This is a genomic window from Cardiobacterium valvarum (genome assembly GCF_900460955.1).
Taxonomy (GTDB): domain Bacteria; phylum Pseudomonadota; class Gammaproteobacteria; order Cardiobacteriales; family Cardiobacteriaceae; genus Cardiobacterium; species Cardiobacterium valvarum.
Genome location: NZ_UFUW01000001.1, coordinates 1,482,252 through 1,500,881, shown reverse-complemented (window position 1 = coordinate 1,500,881; position 18,630 = coordinate 1,482,252). Strand labels below are relative to the sequence as shown.

Annotated in this window: 17 protein-coding genes; 5 read left to right on the top strand and 12 right to left on the bottom strand. The window is 58.1% G+C overall.

All coding sequences use genetic code 11. The features are described from left to right. Positions 1-156: 156 nt before the first annotated feature. The 4 genes from DY250_RS07340 to DY250_RS07325 all read right to left on the bottom strand — a co-directional run bounded on the left by DY250_RS07340 (position 157) and on the right by DY250_RS07325 (position 2,600). A complete protein-coding gene (locus DY250_RS07340; RefSeq protein ID WP_115611731.1) occupies positions 157-1,020 on the bottom strand; it encodes an energy transducer TonB family protein in 864 nt (287 codons plus the stop codon). Position 1,021: 1 nt separating this feature from the next. Next, positions 1,022-1,417: a biopolymer transporter ExbD gene (locus tag DY250_RS07335; RefSeq protein ID WP_115611730.1), complete on the bottom strand. Its 396-nt coding sequence runs from the start codon at positions 1,415-1,417 to the stop codon at positions 1,022-1,024. Beyond that, on the bottom strand, positions 1,404-1,850 hold the full coding sequence (exbB, locus tag DY250_RS07330) for a TonB-system energizer ExbB (protein ID WP_006986796.1): 447 nt from the start codon (positions 1,848-1,850) through the stop codon (positions 1,404-1,406). The genes DY250_RS07335 and exbB overlap by 14 nt, the downstream gene beginning before the upstream one ends. Before the next feature lie 246 nt (positions 1,851-2,096). Continuing rightward, a complete protein-coding gene (locus DY250_RS07325; RefSeq protein ID WP_172542268.1) occupies positions 2,097-2,600 on the bottom strand; it encodes a retropepsin-like aspartic protease family protein in 504 nt (167 codons plus the stop codon). A 19-nt stretch (positions 2,601-2,619) separates the two neighbouring features. Here DY250_RS07325 and DY250_RS07320 point away from each other — a divergent pair, with 19 nt between their 5' ends. After that, complete coding sequence (locus tag DY250_RS07320; RefSeq protein WP_245951063.1) at positions 2,620-3,312, top strand: tellurite resistance TerB family protein; 693 nt, start codon at positions 2,620-2,622, stop codon at positions 3,310-3,312. 89 nt (positions 3,313-3,401) lie between these two features. Here the strand turns inward: DY250_RS07320 and speD are convergent, their stop codons facing one another. Together speD and DY250_RS07310 are read right to left on the bottom strand one after the other, a co-directional pair. After that, positions 3,402-5,651 (bottom strand): adenosylmethionine decarboxylase, encoded by a 2,250-nt coding sequence (speD, locus tag DY250_RS14575; RefSeq protein WP_115611727.1) that lies wholly within the window; start codon positions 5,649-5,651, stop codon positions 3,402-3,404. A 133-nt stretch (positions 5,652-5,784) separates the two neighbouring features. After that, entirely contained in the window at positions 5,785-6,756 is a 972-nt protein-coding gene (locus DY250_RS07310; RefSeq protein ID WP_115611726.1) for an Acg family FMN-binding oxidoreductase, read from the bottom strand. Between the two features lie 127 nt (positions 6,757-6,883). Here DY250_RS07310 and DY250_RS07305 point away from each other — a divergent pair, with 127 nt between their 5' ends. After that, on the top strand, positions 6,884-7,765 hold the full coding sequence (locus tag DY250_RS07305) for an aldo/keto reductase (RefSeq protein ID WP_115611725.1): 882 nt from the start codon (positions 6,884-6,886) through the stop codon (positions 7,763-7,765). A 217-nt stretch (positions 7,766-7,982) separates the two neighbouring features. Here the strand turns inward: DY250_RS07305 and DY250_RS07300 are convergent, their stop codons facing one another. The 6 genes from DY250_RS07300 to dacB all read right to left on the bottom strand — a co-directional run bounded on the left by DY250_RS07300 (position 7,983) and on the right by dacB (position 15,100). Further along, a complete protein-coding gene (locus tag DY250_RS07300) occupies positions 7,983-10,130 on the bottom strand; it encodes a S9 family peptidase (RefSeq protein ID WP_115611724.1) in 2,148 nt (715 codons plus the stop codon). A gap of 6 nt (positions 10,131-10,136) precedes the next feature. Further along, entirely contained in the window at positions 10,137-11,018 is an 882-nt protein-coding gene (locus DY250_RS07295; RefSeq protein WP_115611723.1) for a hypothetical protein, read from the bottom strand. Positions 11,019-11,416: 398 nt separating this feature from the next. After that, the gene (locus DY250_RS13720) at positions 11,417-11,728 is read right to left on the bottom strand and encodes a hypothetical protein (RefSeq protein ID WP_147293484.1); all 312 of its coding nucleotides are present in this window, start codon (positions 11,726-11,728) and stop codon (positions 11,417-11,419) included. A 13-nt stretch (positions 11,729-11,741) separates the two neighbouring features. Beyond that, a complete protein-coding gene (locus DY250_RS07285; protein ID WP_115611721.1) occupies positions 11,742-12,065 on the bottom strand; it encodes a hypothetical protein in 324 nt (107 codons plus the stop codon). Between the two features lie 290 nt (positions 12,066-12,355). Next, entirely contained in the window at positions 12,356-13,675 is a 1,320-nt protein-coding gene (locus DY250_RS07280; RefSeq protein ID WP_115611720.1) for a L,D-transpeptidase family protein, read from the bottom strand. Between the two features lie 12 nt (positions 13,676-13,687). After that, positions 13,688-15,100 (bottom strand): D-alanyl-D-alanine carboxypeptidase/D-alanyl-D-alanine endopeptidase, encoded by a 1,413-nt coding sequence (dacB, locus tag DY250_RS07275; RefSeq protein WP_115611719.1) that lies wholly within the window; start codon positions 15,098-15,100, stop codon positions 13,688-13,690. A gap of 57 nt (positions 15,101-15,157) precedes the next feature. On the opposite strand from dacB, the gene yjgA reads away from it, so the two are divergent. The 3 genes from yjgA to DY250_RS07260 all read left to right on the top strand — a co-directional run bounded on the left by yjgA (position 15,158) and on the right by DY250_RS07260 (position 18,626). Beyond that, positions 15,158-15,718, top strand: a complete 561-nt coding sequence (yjgA, locus tag DY250_RS07270; RefSeq protein ID WP_115611718.1) for a ribosome biogenesis factor YjgA — start codon at positions 15,158-15,160, stop codon at positions 15,716-15,718. Between the two features lie 111 nt (positions 15,719-15,829). Continuing rightward, a complete protein-coding gene (locus DY250_RS07265) occupies positions 15,830-17,335 on the top strand; it encodes a Fe-S-containing protein (RefSeq protein ID WP_115611717.1) in 1,506 nt (501 codons plus the stop codon). 4 nt (positions 17,336-17,339) lie between these two features. Further along, the gene (locus DY250_RS07260) at positions 17,340-18,626 is read left to right on the top strand and encodes an ABC transporter permease (protein ID WP_115611716.1); all 1,287 of its coding nucleotides are present in this window, start codon (positions 17,340-17,342) and stop codon (positions 18,624-18,626) included. Positions 18,627-18,630 lie beyond the last annotated feature (4 nt).

Sequence of the window (18,630 nt, the reverse complement as noted above, 5' to 3'; positions counted from 1 at the left end):
AAAGATTTCTTGTGTTCTTTTGATAGTTGTAACATTGGCTGCGGCACGATGCCTACTGGAGCGCAGTGTTCGTCCGCCGTCCGGGAAGGCGGTGTTATGAAGCTCGCCTTCGTACACCACAAAAAAGCCCGCACAAGCGGGCTTTGGGGGCTGGCTTTATTTGACGTTGAGCGGGATGCGTTTACTCACCGTCCGTCCTTCCGGTGGCGCGGCGTAGCGGCCGACGCTGCGCACAGCGTCCAGGATGAGGTCGTCAATTTGCTGCACGCCTGAGCTTTGTTCGATGCGGATATTGCTGAATGCGCCACTTGCCTGAATATCGAAAGCGACGATGGCGGTGCCTCGCTCGCGGATGCGTCCTTTGCGCTTGGCGACGGCACTGGCAATGCGCTGTTGCAGGCCCGTGTTGTAGTTTTTGGTGGTGATGCCGCCGCCCGGTTTGCCGTCGGGTTTGCCATCCGGCGAGCCGCCACGGCTGGCGTTGGCATCCGCATTTGGGCGCGCGTTTGGCGTTTGCCCCTGGCCATAAGTGGCGGAAGGTACGGGCGGCGTGATGACCCGCGCCGGTGGTGGGGTGAAGACGGGGCGTGCGCGCACTTCCGGCTCGGGTTCACGCGGCTCCGGTTTTGGCTGCGGTTTTTCTTTGGGCTTGGGTTTTTCTTTCGGTTTTTCTTTTTTCGGCTTGGGCTTTTCTTTGGGTTTCTCTTTTTTCGGCGGCGGTTTTTTTTCGATTTCGACAGGCGCGGGCGTTTCTTCGACAACCGGCTCGGGCTCCGCTTCCGGCTGGATTCCCGGCTCCGATTCGGGAGGTGGTGGAGGCGGTAGGGGAGGGGAGGGCGGTGCGGCCGGCTCTGGTTCGGGGGCATATTCGGCCCATTCCCAGTCAAGGATGGGGTTCATGGCGACGGCGGGCGGCGGGTCTTGCCGGTAGATCCAGACGGCCCCGGCAAAAATGCCGGCGTGTACGGCAAGTGAGATGGCCAGGCCCGCGAGGCTCGCCGCACGGCTGTATCCGGCCATATCAGTGATCCTCAGGGATGGCGAGGACAGCGACGCGGAATTTTTTGTCTTTCAGCATGTCCTGGATGGCAATGAAATGCTGGAACGGTGTCGCGGCATCGATTTTCAGGGTGACGCGCTGGTTTTCCTGCCAACCGTCGATAGCGGTTTTCAGGGCGTCCGTCCCGATTTTTTCTTCGCTTTGTCCGCCGTCTTTGAGGTAGTACACGCCATCTTTGTCAATGGTGATGAGTTTCAGGGTGTCTTCGGCTTCGAGTTTGGCCGGGGTTTTCGAAGTCGGCAGATTCACTTCAATCTTGCCTTGGGCGATGAAACTTGCCGTCATCAGCACAATGGCCAGCAGCACCAGCATGATGTCGATGAAGGGGATGACGTTGATCTGGTCAAATTTTTTCATCGTTAAACCCCGCCTGGTAGGACTGCCATTTTTCGCGGCGCACTTCGACTTTGCGCGAGAGCAGGTTGTAGAACATGATGGATGGAATAGCGACAAGGATGCCGAAGGCGGTCGCTTTCAGCGCGAGCGCGAGGCCGATCATAATCTGCGCGGCATCAATGTTGCCGCCCTGTTGGCCCATGTCGTAGAAGGTGATGAGGATGCCGGTGACGGTGCCGAGCAGGCCGACATAGGGTGCGTTCGAGCCGATGGTGTAGATGGGGGTGAGGTTGCGCTCGAGGGCGATGTTGAGTTCATGGACGTTGGGATAGCGGCGCACGTCGAGGCGGGCAAAGAAGATGTAACGCTCGACGACTTTCCATAGCATGATGAGGCTCATCAGGCCGAGGGTACCGAGGATGATGTAATCAATATGGGCTTTGAGGAATTCCATGATGGGTATGCTCCGGTCGTTGAAAGGCCTGCACTATACGCAGGGCATAAGGGTGTGTAAATACGAGGAATTATTGTTTGCCTGCTTGAAGCGATAATTTGCAGTATGGCCGCAACATATTTGAAATCAACGACTTACGCTATCACACTATCACCTGCGCAAAAAAAAAGCAGGGTAAAAAAACTGTTGTGCGAACATGGGATAAGCGTTTTTTTCCCGTTCTTATACACAGTTTTTGTGGATAACTCAGGGTGCCGGTTGCAGGCGCAGTTCGCCGCCTGATTGCTTCCATTCAAAGTGGCGCAGGATTTGCATGCCGAGCAGCACTTCATCTTCCATCTGTGGCATCACCGTGGCGGGAACACGCTCGAATTGCCAGCCGCCGAAGCCGAGTTCGTCGAGGGTGACGAGGCCGGCATCGGTGACGCCATTGGCGGTGCTGACCCGGCTGCGCCCGCGCGGTTGCAGGCCGATGCGCCGCGCCAGATTCTCGCTCAGGGCGACGCCGCTGGCGCCGGTGTCGAGCATGAAAATGACCGCTTCGCCGTTGATGGTGCCAGGGGTGCGGAAGTGGCCGTCGGCGGAGATTTTCAGGGTAAGCACATCATCCACCGCCTGCGCGTGGCGGTTCGGTAGATGAGCAGTGGATTCGTGGCCGTTGTAAGCGAAGAAGAACAGCGTGCAAAAAAGCAGGAAGACGATGAGTGCGAAGGCGGTGGCGTAGCGGCGGGCAAACGGCTGGGATTGCATGGATTCTCCGGAGCATGACATGATGACGACCCCATTCAACCGGCGACAAGGAGCCAATCTCGTGGACTTCAACAGCATTCTAAATCAGGTATTAAGCGGTGGGCAGCAAATCGCGCGCCAAGGCGGCAACCTGCTCGGCGGCGTCAACCGCGACACCCTCAAAGGTTTTGGCGGCGGTGTGGCGGCGACCGGCCTACTCTCATTGCTCATGGGACGCAAAGGCTTTGGCCGCAGTGCCCTGGAACTCGGCTCGATGGCCGCCCTCGGCGCGCTTGCCTATAACGCCTGGAAAAACTATCAGGGTGGGCAGCAGACAGCGGGGCAACAGCAACCGCTTTTGCCCGCTACCGAACGCTCCCCGGCACAAGCCGCACAGGCGGGCGAACTGACGGTGAAAGTGATGATTGCCGCCGCTGCCGCCGATGGCCGCATTGATGAAGCGGAAAGCCAGAGCATCCTCACGCAGATCGGCGCGGAAAGCGCGGAAGTGCGGCAATGGCTGGAAGGGCAACTGCAACGCCCGGCGACGCCGCAGGAAATTGCTGCCGCTGCGGGGGATGACCGTGTGCTTGCTTCCGAACTCTATCTCGCTGCGCGCGTGGTCTGCGGCGAACTGGACCGCAAGGAAATCGTCTTCCTGCATGAACTCGCCACCGCGCTTAAGCTCGATGACGGCATCGTCGCCCAGCTGGAGCAGCAGGCGGGATTCTGACCCGCAAGAAAAAGCCCGCTTAGGCGGGCTTTTTTACATCCTTCCTGCCAAAGAATCGCGGCTTATTCCTTGAGGCGGAGTTTCCTGACTCAGGACGGTTCCTTATCGCCGTAGCCGCGCGGAAATGCCCGCCAATCGCTGTGCGCAGGGCGCAGTGCCGCCTCAATCATGCGGCGGGCACGGGCGATATCGCCGCTGCAGAGATAGACGTCGAGAGCGGCGAAGCGGTGTTCCGGCCAGGTATGGATGCTGAGGTGCGATTCGGCGAGCAGCAACACGCCGGTCACGCCCGCCCCCGCGCCGAAATGGTGGAAATGGGCGGCGAGGATGTTCGCGCCCGCCGCTTGCGCCGCCTCGCGCAGGATGTTCTCAAGGCGCCCGGCATTACCGAGTAGGGCGGCGTCGCAACCGTAGCAGTCAAGCAGGGCGTGGGTGCCGGTGATGTGACGCGGGGCATCTACCACGGTTTGCGGCAGGTAGCGGGTGTAAGTGTTTTCGCCTGTGGCCGTGAGGCAGAGGTAGTGTTGCGCCCGGGTCATGCCGACGTAGAGCAGGCGGGCATTTTGCTGTTGTTGCTCTTCGCTGTTATCGGGCAGGTTATCGATGCTTGCGACGATAACGCGCGGGAATTCGCCGCCTTTGCTGCTGTGGATGGTGCAGACCAGCAAACGCTGCGGATCGGGGCGGTAGTTTTTGCGATCAGCGCTGCTGACAGGGTTTTGCAGGGGGATGCCGGCATTGCCCAGGGTATTCGCTAGCGCCTCGCATTGTTTGTTGGTGTGGCAGAGGACGGCGATGTCACCATAGGGGACGCCTTCTGCGTGCCAGGCATGGATTTGAGCGATGATGGCCTTGATTTCTTCGCCACGCGAGGCGAAACGCAGAAACTCCGGCTCGTAGCCGCTGTGTTCACCGCCCGCTTCAACGGCGACAGTGGGTACGCCTTCATCAGTGCCGGTTGTGTCTTCCTCCGGTGTGAAGATGTCCATGTCGTCTTTGACCGTGATGGGCGTGTCGTCCATAAAGCGGTGCTTGAAATCATCGGCATAGCGGCAGATTTCTTCGCTGTTGCGGTAGTTGGTGTTCAGGATATCAGTACGCCCCTGAGCCTGGATGCCGACGGATTTTAGCGAGAAGTCGAGACCACGCCGTTTGGGGAAATAGAGGTTCTGCGCGTCGTCATAAAGGAAAAGCAGCCGTTGTTCTTTGGCATCCGCGCCTTCCGGCATCGTGGTGAGCGCACGCAACCAGTCTTCGGCGAAGTCATGTCCTTCGTCTATCAATACCGCATGATATTGGCCGCCGGGAATCTGGCCATTGGCGACGGCGGTACAGGTGGCATTGGCAAGCGCTTCGGGATAGTTGTTGCTGAGTGGAACGCTGATGCCATAGCTGTTTTTCATTTCCCCGCACCATTCGTGGAAATGATGGATTTCAAGGTGCGGCACTCCGGCAAGGCGCGCCCTGAGCAGGCTGGCGAGCATGATGTTGTAGCAGATGATAAGGATGGGTTTGTCGGGGTTTTCTGCGGCAAGTTGGCGGGCGCGGTGTTGCAGGATGATGGTCTTGCCCGAGCCGGCTACACCGTGGATGACGCGGTGGCCTTCGCCCAGTTTGCGGGCAAGTTCTTCCTGCCTGGCATCCATGATGTGGATGATGTCGTCGTGATCAGGCTCTACTTCAAAAATTCTTTTTTGTGATTCGTCAATAATGAATTCGGGATAGATGTGCGCACGCACCCGCTCGCTTTGCCCGTCGGTGAGAAGTTCAAGCGGACGGAAGGGCTGCATGGCATGCAGTTTGGCAAGGAAGGTATTGCGCTCCAGTCCACCCGCTTCAATGTCTTCTTTGTACCAGGTGAGGTGCGGCGGAAAGCAGTCTTCCAGTAACGTCCGTGCGGCTTCGCTGATGCGGCTGCGCTGCCAGTTGCACATTACCGCGCCAAAGGCCCAGGGAAAGCGCAGTTTTCCCTGATATTTGCCGTTGGCATGGCGCAGGCGGCGGTCTTTTTTCATGCGGTCGATGATCGGCAGACAGCAACCGCGCGCCTGTTCCAGCGGGTTAGCTATCGTGATGCGCTGGTCGCCACTTTTCAGGATGACGTGTTCCTTGTCCATCCCCTTGATGTTGCCCATATGCCAGTCCTTGATTTCCAGGCACCACAGGCCGTGACCGGGGTGGAAGATGAGGAAATCCGGGTAGCGGCGGATGCTGCCGCTGGTGGCGACGTTGTACCAGACGAGGTAATCATCATCGAGGTAGTCGCTAAGGAGCTGGGCGAAGCGTTTTTCGCCGACGGTCATTTTGCTTTTTTTCAGGGAGGTAAGGATTTGTGCCACAGAGAGTCCTTGTGTGGGCAATTGATTGGATAGACGGTAAAAACCGCACGATAAGAGGCGCTTATTTTACGCACATGCGCTTCACACTTCGCAGGTGCTTTTATTTAGCGATTTTCCCGGTTAGAAGATGGGCTCAAGCCTCGGATGCAATCACCTCGTCGACAGGGCGGCGGAGCGAGTAGGGTTGTTCAGCGGCATAGCCGATGCGTAGCAGGATCTGCGGATAGGCGTGGCCGATGGGCAGCGTTTCGCGCAGTTCGGCGCGGATGGCCGCCACTTCGCAGGGCTGGTTGAGGAAGGCGCAGGCGAGGTTCGCTGCGCTCAAGCGCAGCAGCAGGCGTTGCAGGACACGGCCGGTCGCGATGCGTGCGGCGTTATCGTCGCTGTCGCTGCTGATAAGGAGCAGATGTGAGGCAGCGGCGAGATGTTTGGCGTCGGTTTTGTTCTGGGTTTTGCCGTTCATCATGCTTTTGACGATGATTTTCGCCAGCCAGCGCGGCAGGTTGGGCGCGCCCAGCACGGCGTTGCTGATGCCGTCGTTGTGCGCCTCGCTGTGTTTCCGGTTATAGCGTATCCAGCTCAGCAGTTCGTTTTTGAAGGCGGGGTCATTCATCTGTACGTCGTTACCCCGGCGGATGGCGTCACCCAGTTGGGTGAAGGTCGGCGTGTCGCGGGCGAAGGCATGGATGTGGATGTTCGCGGTTGCTTCCGCCAGCAGAATTTGCAGGACATCATCCGGCACCATCCGCCCGTCGCAGGTCGCGCGGTTAGTCTGGCGGCGCGTGATGCTGGCAGCGAGCGGATCGGCGGGCAGGGCATCATCCGCGCGCAGGTGTATATCAATGCGGCCATCGGCGCCAATGGTCGCTGTGCTGGCGTAGTGCAGGGTGGTGGCGTGTAAGCAGAGGTTTTCCAGCGCGCAGCCGAGGCTGATGCGGAGTTCGCGCTGGTCGCCATCAACGGCAGGCAGTATCCGCGCCGGGTCGGGCAGGATGGTGATGCCGTCGGCGGTGGCGTGAAAACGCCAGGGCTGGCTGTTGTGTCCGGACGGCGCCCGGGTGGCGGCTGTGACCAGTTGGCGGAAAACGGTGTCGTCGATGTTCATGGGGTCTCCTTATTTGTCTTGACGTCGCTCATTAAAGCACTTCCCCCGACTGCCCGCTTGTTGCAGCGTTTATTCGTTCGTTCCCGCTGCTTACAATGCCCGCTTCATCCACCATCAGGAAAACCCCATGACTCAGCCCACCACTATTCTTACCAACGGCATTGCCATCCCGATACTCGGCTTCGGCGTCTATCAAGTGCCCCCTGAAGAATGCGAACGCGTCGTTACGGATGCCATTGCCAGCGGCTACCGCCATATTGATACCGCTGCCGCCTATTTCAACGAAGAACAAGTCGGTCGTGCTATCCGCGCGAGCGGCATCAGGCGGGAAGAAATCTTCATCACCACCAAACTGTGGCTGAACAGCGCCAGCTACGATGCCGCTAAAGCGCAATTCGAGCGCAGCCTGAACCGTCTGCAACTCGATTACCTCGACCTCTACCTCATTCACCAGCCCTACGGCGACGTACACGGGGCATGGCGCGCCATCGAAGAACTCTTCGACGCGGGGAAAATCCGCGCCATCGGCGTCAGCAATTTCCACAGCGACCGCCTCGTTGATCTCGCCACCTTCAACCGCATCGCGCCGATGGTGAACCAGATTGAGGTCAACCCCTTCCACCAGCAGACGCGCGAAGTGGGCTACATGCAGGCGAACGGCATCACCGTCGTAGCCTGGGGTTCATTCGCCGAGGGCAAATACGACTTCTTCAACCAGCCGCTGCTCGTCGAAATCGGCCGGAAATACGGTAAAACGGCGGGACAAGTGGCACTACGCTGGCTTTACCAACGTGACATCGTCTCGCTGGTGAAAACCGTGCGCCCCGAACGGATGCGGGAAAATCAGGCCATCTTCGACTTCGAGCTGAGCAGCGACGACATGCTGCGCCTCACCACGCTGGATACCGGCCACAGCGCACTGGCTACCAGCCTGCCAAACAGCTTCTTTGACCACCGCGACCCCAACTTCGCGCGTTGGCTGACCGGCTTCAAGAACTGGGAAGTGTGATGATGCCCAACAAAAAACCGCCCTCCGGGGCGGTTTTTATTAGGAACTGTTGACCTTGTCGCCTTGCAATAATGTCAACAAGCCCTAGTCTTCCTTCCATAATCAACTAATATAGTTAGAAATTTACTTGTCAACAGACCTTGGTTAATTTTAATAGTATTTTTCCCCACTTGTCTTCCACTGCAAACACAAAAAAGCGGGGCATTGCCCCGCTTCCTTATTTTGTAACCCCCAGCTGATTCAGCATGAAGGCGTACATTTCCGCCGTTTCGCGGTAGCGGCGGAAGCGACCGGATTTGCCGCCGTGACCTGCTTCCATGTTGGTGCGGAAGAGGACGGGGTGGCTGCCGGTGTTCACGTCACGCAGGCGGGCGACGTATTTCGCCGGTTCCCAGTATTGCACCTGCGAGTCCCACAGGCCGGTGCCGACGAACATCGCCGGATAGGCTTGCGCTTTCAGGTTGTCGTAGGGCGAGTAGGAGAGCATGTAGGCATAGCTGTCGGCGCTCGCTTCCGGGTTGCCCCATTCATCGTATTCGTTGGTGGTGAGCGGGATGCTCGGGTCGAGCATGGTCGTCACCACGTCAACGAAAGGCACTTGCGAGAGGATGACGCGGTAGTCTTCTGGCGCCATGTTGCTGATAGCCCCCATCAGCAGGCCACCGGCGCTGCCGCCCAGCGCCGCAACGCGGTCTTTCGCGGCGTATTGGTGCTCAACAAGGTAACGCGTAATGTCGATGAAGTCGGTAAAGGTGTTCTTTTTATGGAGCAATTTGCCGTTTTCATACCATTCGCGCCCCATTTCCTGGCCGCCGCGTATGTGTGCCAGTGCATAGACCATGCCACGGTCAAGCAGGCTGACGGTGCTGGCGCTGAAGCCCGGATCCATCGAAAGGCCATAGCTGCCGTAGCCATATTGCAAGAGCGCCGCCGTGCCGTCGCGCTTGAAATCCTTGCGGTACACCAGCGTGACCGGCACTTTCGTGCCATCGCGCACCGGTACCCACAGCCGCTCGGTGGTGTACTGGTGGCGGTCATAACCCGGCACCGGCTGCTGTTTCAGCTCGCGCCGCTCGCCCGTCGCCATGTTCATTTCATAAACAATCGCGGGCGTGGTCATCGAGGTGTAGCTATAGCGCAGCCAGGGCGTGTCCGCTTCGGGATTGGCGGAAAGCCCCATCGAATAGGCGGGTTCGTCCGCCTTCACATATTCGCTCGTGCCGTCTTTTTTCAGGATGCGGATGCGTTCCAACCCTTCGGAACGCTCGGCAATAACGCTGAAATCGTCAAAAAGTTCGACATCTTCGAGGAAGATAGCGGGATCGTGCGCGATCCACGCCTGCCAGTCCTTACGCGCGGTGGCATTATCGGCGGCGGTCATGATTTTGAAATTGCGCGCGCCGTCGGCGTTGGTGCGGATGACCCAGCGTCCGTCAAAGTGATCGGCGCTGTATTCCACGTCGCGCTCGCGCGGAGCGAACAGTTTAAACTCGCCAGGGTTTTTCGCATCGGCATAGTGCACTTCATCGGAGACGGTGCTGCTGGCATGAATCAGCAGATAGGCTTCGTCGCGGGTGCGGCCAAGGTCGAGATAGAAACTGTCGTCCGTCTCTTCATAGACCACCGCATCATCCTTGCTGTCCGTACCGAGAACGTGCTTCTTCACCCGCTTGCTGAGTAGCGTTTCCGGGTCATTCTCGATATAAAACAGCGTTTTGCCGTCATCCGCCCACAGTGCGCTGCCGTTCGTGCCAATGATGGTGTCAGGCAGAAGCTTGCCGCCCGCCAAATCCGTGATGCGCAGCGTGTACTGGCGGCGGCCATTCGTATCTTCCGCCCAGACTATCTTCTGATTATCAAGCGTAATATCCACCGGCGCGGCGCTGAAATAATCGTGCCCTTCGGCGAGTTTATTTACATCAAGCAGGACCTCTTCCTTGGCAAAATCGCCCGCATCATTCGCCTTGCGGATAGACAGGGCGTCCACGCCGTCGCCCGCGGCGCGGCGCGCATGCACCGGATAATCCTTGCCGTTTTCAAAGCGCGTGTAATACCAGAAACCATGCTCGCGATAAGGCACGGAACTGTCATCCTGCTTGATGCGGCTGACAATCTCGTCGAACAACTTGTCTTCAAGCGGCTTTAACGGTTTCAGTAACGCATCGGCATAATCATTTTCCGCCTGCAAATACGCGAGCATCTTGGCATCCTTGCGCGCATCATCGCGCAGCCAGTAATACTCATCCTGCCGCTCGCCATGCGGGGATTTCACGGTGTGCGGGCGTTTCTCGACATCGGGCGGGGTTTGGGCTTGAGCTATATTCATCGCAAGTACCAGGGATAACAAAAAAGAAGAAACTTTCATGCCGGATTATTCCTCGGACAATTTGGGAAAACCTTTCGGTTCAATATAAGCGTGCTTATCGGCATCAAATGGCCAGATAAATTTCTCGCCTTTAAACGTTTTAGCAGGTTTTGGCCTGGCATTCTTATCCTTGCCGGATTTAGCCATGCCGATAAAACCATCCAGCGATAATTCCAGCGGATAAACATTGCCAACAGCAGGCAAATCCTCGCGCACCGCGTATTTCACCTGTACATCCGCGCACCGTGACAAATCTTCCGGCTCGCAGCCGTCTTCCTCGCTGAAATTACTAAAACCGGACGGCACGAACGCGGCATGTACCGCCTTGCCATCATCCAGCAAAATCACCTGCGACGACCACGAACCGCCCCAGGCGGCATCACCGGTAAACGTCGTCGCGCCCCACACCTCCTTGCCGAAAAGTTGCCATTGCCACTCAGTCGGGGCAATGCCGTACTTGCCGAACCCCTCTCCCTGGTACTGCACCGCAGGCTGCCAGTCCTTGCCGTCCGCAGATGAAAATGCAAACAGCGCGACCATGCCCGGTGCACTGTGCGGCGTGTGCAGATTATCGCCGGCAAACAGCAAATAGCGGCGCTTGCCAGCGGCAACATCCACCACCTTCTCGCTGACAAGGCGCAGACAGTAACCTTCCAGACCACCATCACTGTCGGCATTCTCAACTTCCTTCATCGGCGCAAAATGACAAGTCTTGAGCTTGTCCCCGGCAGCGGGATGATTGGCGTCATCATTGAAGACCTCTAACGCCCCGGCATTCGCCGGAAAATGCTGGTTCAACGTCTCCTGCGCGAGCGTATCGGCATCAGCGGCCAGTGCCTGCACGGCGGCGAAAGCAGATAAAACCAGCAAAGAACGGGGAAATGGCATACAAACCTCTCGGAATTAAAGAAAAACCAAGGGCGGATAATCATCCGCCACAAAAACATCATAACGCAAAAGGCGGGATAACTCCCTGCCTGTGCAGGATGCAAATATTTACGGCTTCTTACGGAACTGCCGGTATTCCCCGAAAATATGAAAAGTTAAGCGACGAGGGATAATCGGCAGGCGTAATATATTCATGCATATTCGCATCATAAGAGAAGAGGAATTTTCCTGCTTGTATTCCTTGACAGGCTGCGTCTTGGCATCTTTACCCTCGCCCACTAGCTTCATCCCGTCATAACCATTCACCGTTACCTGCAAAGGATATTGTCCACGGCAGGCAAATCATGGCGTACTTCAACCGTGGCTTCTAATACAGCTTCATTCGCATAGCATTCCGCCTAGCCCTTTTTCGTGATTTGCAAATATTCTTCATCATCGCAATCTGCCATCCCGCTATTCTCAAAAGAGGTGGGAATCACGGTTTCGTGAATATTCCTGCCATCATCATGCAATATTTGCACAGTTCCTTTACTTACACCGCCCTGCATATAACCGCCTTCGCCAATAGTGCCCCATAAACCCTGTCCGGTTTCCAGCCAGCTGATTTGACTGGTGTCCAGATTCCATCCCGAATTTGCATGGGTTTCCTTGTGCGCAAGCAATTTCCAGTCTTTACCATCATCGGAAGTAAACAAAAACAGGCTGTTCAAACCGGAACAGCGGTCACAGCCGGCAAGTCTGTAACCGGAAAAGAAGACGTAGCGCCGCTTGCCTTGTATCAGCAATCTTCTTGTCAATAAAATTCATGCAATAGCCATTTATTTGTGTATTTTTATCTTCAGGGTCTTTAAGCTCTTTGAAATGACATTGTTTGATAGCCCCCTCACTCTCTTTGCCTTTATTAAAAGCTTTCAGCACTTTTTCATCATTGGGATATTGTTTCTCTAGTAACTGCTGTACAAACGCATCCGGTTTATTTTCCTGTGCGGTTACCAATTGTGCAGCGGTAAATAGCGATGCTGCCAAAAGGGTACGGATGAATTTCATAAAAAATTTTCTTGGTTAGCTTGATAAATGTATGAAATGCGCGGAAAGATTTTACGTTTACCGCCAGATGGCGGTCAATCAGCAGCATCTTCAAGGGAATATTGCCGTCAAGCGGGATAAATGCTGGATTCGCTACCAAGCTGCGTAAATACTGGCTCCACCAAGCGGCGTAATTATTGGGCTCGTCAAGTCGCGTAAATTTGTAGGCGGATGATTTTTTGATTTTGGCAGCGGCGATAAAAATATCCCGCATGGACGTCATGCGGGATGCTGTGTATTTATCGTTGCAATCAGAGTTCAAAGTCATAGCTTTGCGGCAATTCGTCGCCGGGGGGAATGATTTCCGGCCCCCAGTCGGTAGGCAGGGGATGTGCTGCGGTGGCTGGAGGGTTAGATGTAGGGGAGGCGAGGGTAGGGCGACGCTGCGGTATGGGCGCAGCGTTGCTGCTGTCGAGGCTGGTGATGCTCAGGTTGCTGCCTGCGATGGTGGGAGGGGAGGTCAGTCTGTCCGGCGGAGCGACTGTGCGCAAGCCGCTTGCGGGGAGCGAGGTGTTTGTCGGGGTGCGGGTGGACGGGATGACGCCGCCAGGCGTGCTGTTGGCCCAGCCGGTATCAGGCCGGGTGCTGTTACCGGTCAGGTTGCTGCTGCTCAGGTTATCCGTAGATATTGAACCACCGCCGGAGATAAGCGGCGGGGTGTTGTTGGCCAGTAATGGATTGGTCGGAGTCGGGCTGCGTGCGGCGAGCAGGGCGTTGCTGGGCACGGGGTTGTTGCCGGCAATTTGCAGCGGTGTACCGCTGAGCGGGTTGGTGTTCAGGTTGTCTTCGGGGATGACGGGGTTGGAACGCATCGGCGGCAGGCGGCTGCCCGGCAGCGGGGCACGGTGCGGGTTGCGCTCGCTCAGGGCGTATTGGCCGCCGATGACGTCAATTTCCGGCGGCTGGCGGTAGGTTTCGAAGTAGTCGTAGCCGGGTTTGAGCATGCGCCAGAAGTCGTACCAGCGGTGGTCGCTGTAGGCGGCGAGGTTGGCTTCTGTCAGGCGGAAGGGGAAGGCGTGTACGCGTACGAAGGGCTGGCCGCGTTGCAGGGCGGCACCAACGAGGCTGTAGATTTCTTCGATTTGCCGGTCACCCATGGCGTAGCAGCCGATGGAGACGCATTTGCCGTGCACCATCAGCATACTGCCGGTGTAGCCGTGGCTGCGGTCATAGGCGTTGGGGTAGCCGAGGTTGAAGGAGAGGTGGTAGTTGCTGTTCGGGTTCATCGCTTCGCGGCCGACGGCGTAGAAGCCTTCCGGCGATTGTTTGTCGCCTTCGCGGGTTTTCGGGCCGAGCTCGCCGGAGTAGATGCAGATGGGGTAGTCAAGGAAGAGGGCGTATTCGCCGCTGTCTTTTTGCAGCCAGACTTCGAGTTTTTCTTCTTTTTTGAAGATGCGGATGAAGGTGGGCGCGCCAAAGCGGAAGCCTTTGGCTTCGAGGCGGTCTTGCAGGGTCAGCTGTTGCGGGCGGCGGATGAGCCGGCTGTCGCGCGGGCTGTCTTTCGGCGCCGGGCTGCTGCACGCGGCAAGGATAAGGGTGATGAGGACAAGGAAGTGGGTACGGATGTTCATGGCAGAGGGGGGTTATTGTTTGTAGAGCCAGCGGAAGAGTTCGTCTTGCACGGTGCGGCTGCGCACGGCGCTTTTGCCGTTGCCGATGACGACGACGACGTAGTTGCGCCCGCTTTCGGCGCGGATGTAGCCCGCGAAGCTGCGCACGTTGTCAATGGTGCCGGTTTTGCCGATGACGCGGCCGGCAAGTGCTTCACCCCGGTAGCGTTTGCGCAGGGTGCCGCTTTCGCCGGCAACGGCGAGTGAGGCGAGGAAGGTTTCGCCCTGGTCGGAAAGGTAGATGTCGCGCAGCAGGGTGGCGAGTTGTCTGGCACTGACGAGTTCGAGGCGCGAGAGTCCTGAGCCGTTGTCGATAATCATGCCGTCGGTATTGATGCCAAAGGCTTCAAGCGTTATGCGTACGGCGTTCCTGCCTTTTTCCAGACTGCCGGGCGGATCGAAGGTTTTGGTGCCGAGGGTAAGCATGAGCTGGCGGGTCATGACGTTGTTGCTTTCTTGGTTCATGCGCTGGATTTGCAGGGCAAGCGGGTCGGAGTAGCCGGTGAAGATGTGTTTGGCGGTGGACGGGGTTTTGGCGACTTTGCCCGCGCCGTCGAAGCTGCCGCCCAAGCGGTACCAGAGGTCGCGGAAGAGGTAGTAGAACTGTTCGCTGGCTTCGCCGAGGACGAGCTGTACGTCTTGTGAGCCACAGCCTGTAGCGTAGGTACCGGCGACGTGCATGACGGCGTAGCCCTTGTCATCGCGCTCAAGTACGGCGGACGGGGTGAAGCCGTCACCGCTGCACTGGCCCTTTTTGACTTTGAGCTGGTTGTCGATTTTCCAGTTGACGATTTCCGGCACGAGGGTGAGTCGCGGCTTGCCCGCCTGCGGTGTGACCTGCATTTTCACGGTGCGGAAGTTGACCATCAGCGGGTGCGGGATGGCGTTGTACGCAGCCCAGGGTTTGCCGTCAAACGAGGCAGCGTCGCGCTCTTCCGGGGTGAGGCGGTAGAGGGAATCATCCAGCACGATGTCGCCGGTGATGTGGCGCACGCCCACTTGTTGCAGGGCTTGCAGCATGGTGAGCAGCTGTTCTTCGACGAGGAAGGGGTCACCGCCGCCGACGATATAGAGGTTGCCTTCGACGATGCCGTTCGCATCGGGCAAGGTGTCCACATAGAAATTGGTCTCCCAGCGGTAATCCTTGCCGAGGCGCAACAGGCCGGCTGCAGTGGTGAGGACTTTGGCCACGGATGCCGGATGGCGCAGGGTGGTGCCGTTCAGTTCGACCAGTGGTTCTTCGGCTTCCATCGCCTGCACCCAGATGCTGATGTCGGCGCTGGCGACATTGTTCTTTTGCAGCATCTCCGTCACGGCAGCAGGCACCTGCTCTGCCTGCACTGCCAGGCTAATCCATATTGTTAGCACGATGAGCCAGCCGCGCATCCGTCCCCTCCAAAAAGGTTGCTATTATAGGTGTCCTGCCGAAAAACGAAACCAGACATGACCGAGAACTTTGAGAGCCCAGGAAAGGAAAAACAGTACGACGAGGAAGGCCGCGTCATCCGCGCCAACCGCTCGCAGGCCAAGCGCGAACGCGAGCCGATTAAAGCCTTTGCCGGCGAGCTGCTGAAACTGCCCGCGCATCAGTATCCGCTGCTGCCGATTGATGACACCCTTATTGCCGCCTTGCGGGAAGGCAAGCGCCTGAGCGGCAACGCCCTGTCGCGCCATTTGAATTATCTGACCCGCCTGCTTGACGAGCAGGACTATCCGGCGATTCTCGCCGCGCACGAACACATCAACCACCCTTATCTGCACAGTCCTGGCAAGCAGCAGCGCATCCGCCGCGAGATAGAACGGCTGCTGGCGGATGATGCAGGGGTTTACGGCGAACTGCTGGGGCGTTATGCCGATCTGGATGTGCAGCATGTGCGGCAACTGGTGCGCGAGGCGAAGAAACAGCGGGCGGCGGACGATGCGGACTCGCCTTTGCCACCGAATAAGTACCAGCGCCGCTTGCAGAAATATTTGCAGGGATTGGCGCTTTATTATGAGGAATGAAGCAGACGGCTCCGAAAAGGAGCCGTTTTTTCGTGCTTTTCTCATTAGGCAAGCGGTAAAATTGCGAACCTTTCTTATCTCGTATTTTTCTTACGTTTTCACGGATTCACCATGAGCCTGTTCTTTTCGTTATTTGTCCGCTGTTTTTGGCTGCCGCTCTTTTTTGCGACGGCGTTGTCTGCCGCGCAACCGCCGCGCCCGCAGCGGATGTTTGCCGCATTTGTGTGCGGGTTGCTCGCAGCGGGGGTGGCAGTTGCCGCCTTGCCGTTACAGAGTGCGGCAGTGATGTTCTGGTTCGCGCCATTGCAACTGGCGCTGCTGGCTGCCGTGTGGCTGTGGGCGCTGGTCAAACCCGCTGCTGCCCGTGACGGGTTGTGGTTCACCGCCGGCTTTCTCGGCGCGGTGCCGTTTTTTTCGGCGCCGGTGATGAGCGCGTTTTCTTCCACCAGTGTGGTGAATTCGACGTTTATTTTGCATTTGGCAGCGGTGCTCACGGCGGCGGGTTTGTCGGCGCTGGTGGTGTTGTGGCTGTTTGTGCTGCGCTCGCTGGTCGCACCCAGGGTGTGGCGCGGGCTCGCGGTGCTGATGGTCGCGGTGATAGTGCTGCTGTGGGTGGTGTGGCTGGGGGCGGATTTCGGGCTTGCCACCATCAAGTTGCAGAAGGCCGAGGTAACGGCTTTCCGTTTGCGCTGGCTGGCGCGGGCGGAATTTGCGCGTAACTGGTTTGCCTATGTGGCGCTGTTATTGCCCGCACTCGCAACGGTTGCTGCACTGTTTTCTGCCTGGTTGCCGGCGCGGCGGCGCTTGCAGATGGCGGATAGCAAGGCAGACGTGTCGCTTGTCCATCCCGACCCTGTCCCGCAAGCAGGGGAGGGGGCTGCTTCTGTGCCAGCGGACGAGAAAGCGATACCGACCGGCAGCGCAGATGTCCGCTCTGCCGCTGTTCATCATCGTCTGCTGCTCGCCGGGGTGCGGCGGGCGCGGCGCGCGTGCGTGCAGGGGTTCGCTGCATGTGCGCTGGCGCTCGCGGTCTGTTTGTTCTGGGATTTGGTTGCGTCCAGGCCGCCGTCGCTCTCAAAGGCGACGCCGGTCATGCTTGCCGCTGATGATGCGGTGCATTTGCCGATTGCTGCGGACAAGCTGAAAGATGGCGATTTGCACCGTTATGCCTGGGTGTCGTCCGAGGGCAAGGTTGTACGCTTTTTTGTGATTGACCGTTTTCCTGGCGAGTGGTCGCCAGCGGTGGTCTTTGATGCCTGTATGCTTTGCGGCGACACGGGTTATGCGATGCAGGGCGATCAGGTAATGTGCATCGGCTGCGGTGTGCGCCTGTTCCGCCCCAGCGTTGGCAAGACTGGCGGTTGTAATCCGGTGCCGATTGAGGATTGGGTGATGAATGCCGATGAAATCCGCATTCCGCGCAAGTCGCTGGAAGCGGGCTTGCAGCTCTTCAAGGCGGTGGTCGAGCTGGAGGTGGTCGATCCGGTAGATGGTTCCCGCTTGAAGAACACTACTGCACCGCACCGTTATAGTTATGGCACGAAGACGTATTTTTTTGCGAGTGAGGCGAATTATCAGCGCTTCGTGGATGACCCTGAGTTGTTTATCAAGGATTAAGGTTATGTTCTGGCGTATGATTTTCCAGCTTTGGCATCACGATTTGCCGCGCAAGGCCCTTGCGTTTGCCACGATTTTTCTCGCTTCCAGCCTGATTGCCGGGCTGTTGGCGGTGTCTATCGACATCGGTGACAAGATGTCGCGCGAGTTGAAGTCTTATGGCGCGAATATTCTGATTGAGCCGGCGGGCGGCGCGCTGTTGCCCGATGATGTCGCCGGGCAGCCCTATTATCTGGAAGAGAAGGTGTTGCCGTCGGTGATGGATATTTTCTGGCGGAACAACATCTACGGCTTCGCGCCGCTCTTGAACGGCCATGTGCGCGCAGGCGGGGTGGAAGTCGCGGCGCTGGGCACGTTTTTTGATCACCCGCTGGATATCGCCGACGAGTCGGATTTTCACACCGGGCAGAAGGCGGTCAGCCCGTTCTGGCAGGTTGCGGGCGACTGGCCTGATGACAGCAAGCCGTTTCCCGCTGATGCCCCCATTCCCGTGCTGGTCGGGGTCAAACTCGCCGCTGCGCAGGGTTGGCAGGTGGGCGACGTGCTGCCGCTGACATCCACCACGGCCAGTACGCCGGAAAAATCCGCCCGCATCAGCGGCATCCTCACCAGCGGCGCAGCGCAGGACGGGCAAATCGTCCTGCCGCTCGCCGCGCTGCAAGAGGTGATCGGTTTGCCGGGGAATATCAGCGCCATTCAGGTAGCGGCGATGACCGTGCCGGAAAACGATTTGTCGCGCAAGGCGCACGAGAACCCCTCGACACTGGATGCCAAACAATATGATCAGTGGTATTGCACCGCCTACGTTTCTACCATCACCCACCAGCTTGAAGAGACAGTCAGCGGCTCGGTCGTCCACCCCGTATGGCAGGTTGCCGCATCCGAAGGCGTCATCATCGGCAAAATCCAGCTACTGCTGATTGTGTGCAGCCTCGCCGCCCTGATTTCCGCCGGCATGGGCATTGCCTCGCTCACCGGCAGCGGCATCATGGCGCGCGCCAAGGAAATCGGCCTGATGCGCGCGCTCGGCGCGAAGCCGTGGCAAATCTCGCTGCTCTACTACGCCGAAGCCATTCTCGTCGGCGCACTCGGCGGCCTGACCGGTTGCGCGGGCGGCGCCGTCCTCGGTTGGGGTATCGGTCAGGCGCTCTTCGGCGCGGCGCTGGGCTTCACCTGGATTGTCGTCCCCGTCGTCGTCTGCGCCGCCATCCTGATTGCCCTCACCGGCACCTGGTTTCCGGTGCGCAGTATTGCTCGCCAAGTCCCCATTGAGGTGTTGTATGAAAGATAACAAT

Coding starts and splice junctions, on each gene's coding strand:
- DY250_RS07320 (WP_245951063.1), top strand. CDS start 2,620: ATGATGACGACCCCATTCAACCGGCGACAAGGAGCCAATCTCGTGGAC.
- DY250_RS07325 (WP_172542268.1), bottom strand. CDS start 2,600: ATGCAATCCCAGCCGTTTGCCCGCCGCTACGCCACCGCCTTCGCACTC.
- DY250_RS07260 (WP_115611716.1), top strand. CDS start 17,340: ATGTTCTGGCGTATGATTTTCCAGCTTTGGCATCACGATTTGCCGCGC.
- DY250_RS07295 (WP_115611723.1), bottom strand. CDS start 11,018: ATGCCATTTCCCCGTTCTTTGCTGGTTTTATCTGCTTTCGCCGCCGTG.
- DY250_RS07335 (WP_115611730.1), bottom strand. CDS start 1,417: ATGAAAAAATTTGACCAGATCAACGTCATCCCCTTCATCGACATCATG.
- DY250_RS07280 (WP_115611720.1), bottom strand. CDS start 13,675: ATGAACATCCGTACCCACTTCCTTGTCCTCATCACCCTTATCCTTGCC.
- DY250_RS07305 (WP_115611725.1), top strand. CDS start 6,884: ATGACTCAGCCCACCACTATTCTTACCAACGGCATTGCCATCCCGATA.
- DY250_RS07265 (WP_115611717.1), top strand. CDS start 15,830: ATGAGCCTGTTCTTTTCGTTATTTGTCCGCTGTTTTTGGCTGCCGCTC.
- yjgA (WP_115611718.1), top strand. CDS start 15,158: ATGACCGAGAACTTTGAGAGCCCAGGAAAGGAAAAACAGTACGACGAG.
- exbB (WP_006986796.1), bottom strand. CDS start 1,850: ATGGAATTCCTCAAAGCCCATATTGATTACATCATCCTCGGTACCCTC.
- DY250_RS07300 (WP_115611724.1), bottom strand. CDS start 10,130: ATGAAAGTTTCTTCTTTTTTGTTATCCCTGGTACTTGCGATGAATATA.
- DY250_RS07310 (WP_115611726.1), bottom strand. CDS start 6,756: ATGAACATCGACGACACCGTTTTCCGCCAACTGGTCACAGCCGCCACC.
- DY250_RS07340 (WP_115611731.1), bottom strand. CDS start 1,020: ATGGCCGGATACAGCCGTGCGGCGAGCCTCGCGGGCCTGGCCATCTCA.
- DY250_RS07285 (WP_115611721.1), bottom strand. CDS start 12,065: ATGAAATTCATCCGTACCCTTTTGGCAGCATCGCTATTTACCGCTGCA.
- dacB (WP_115611719.1), bottom strand. CDS start 15,100: ATGCGCGGCTGGCTCATCGTGCTAACAATATGGATTAGCCTGGCAGTG.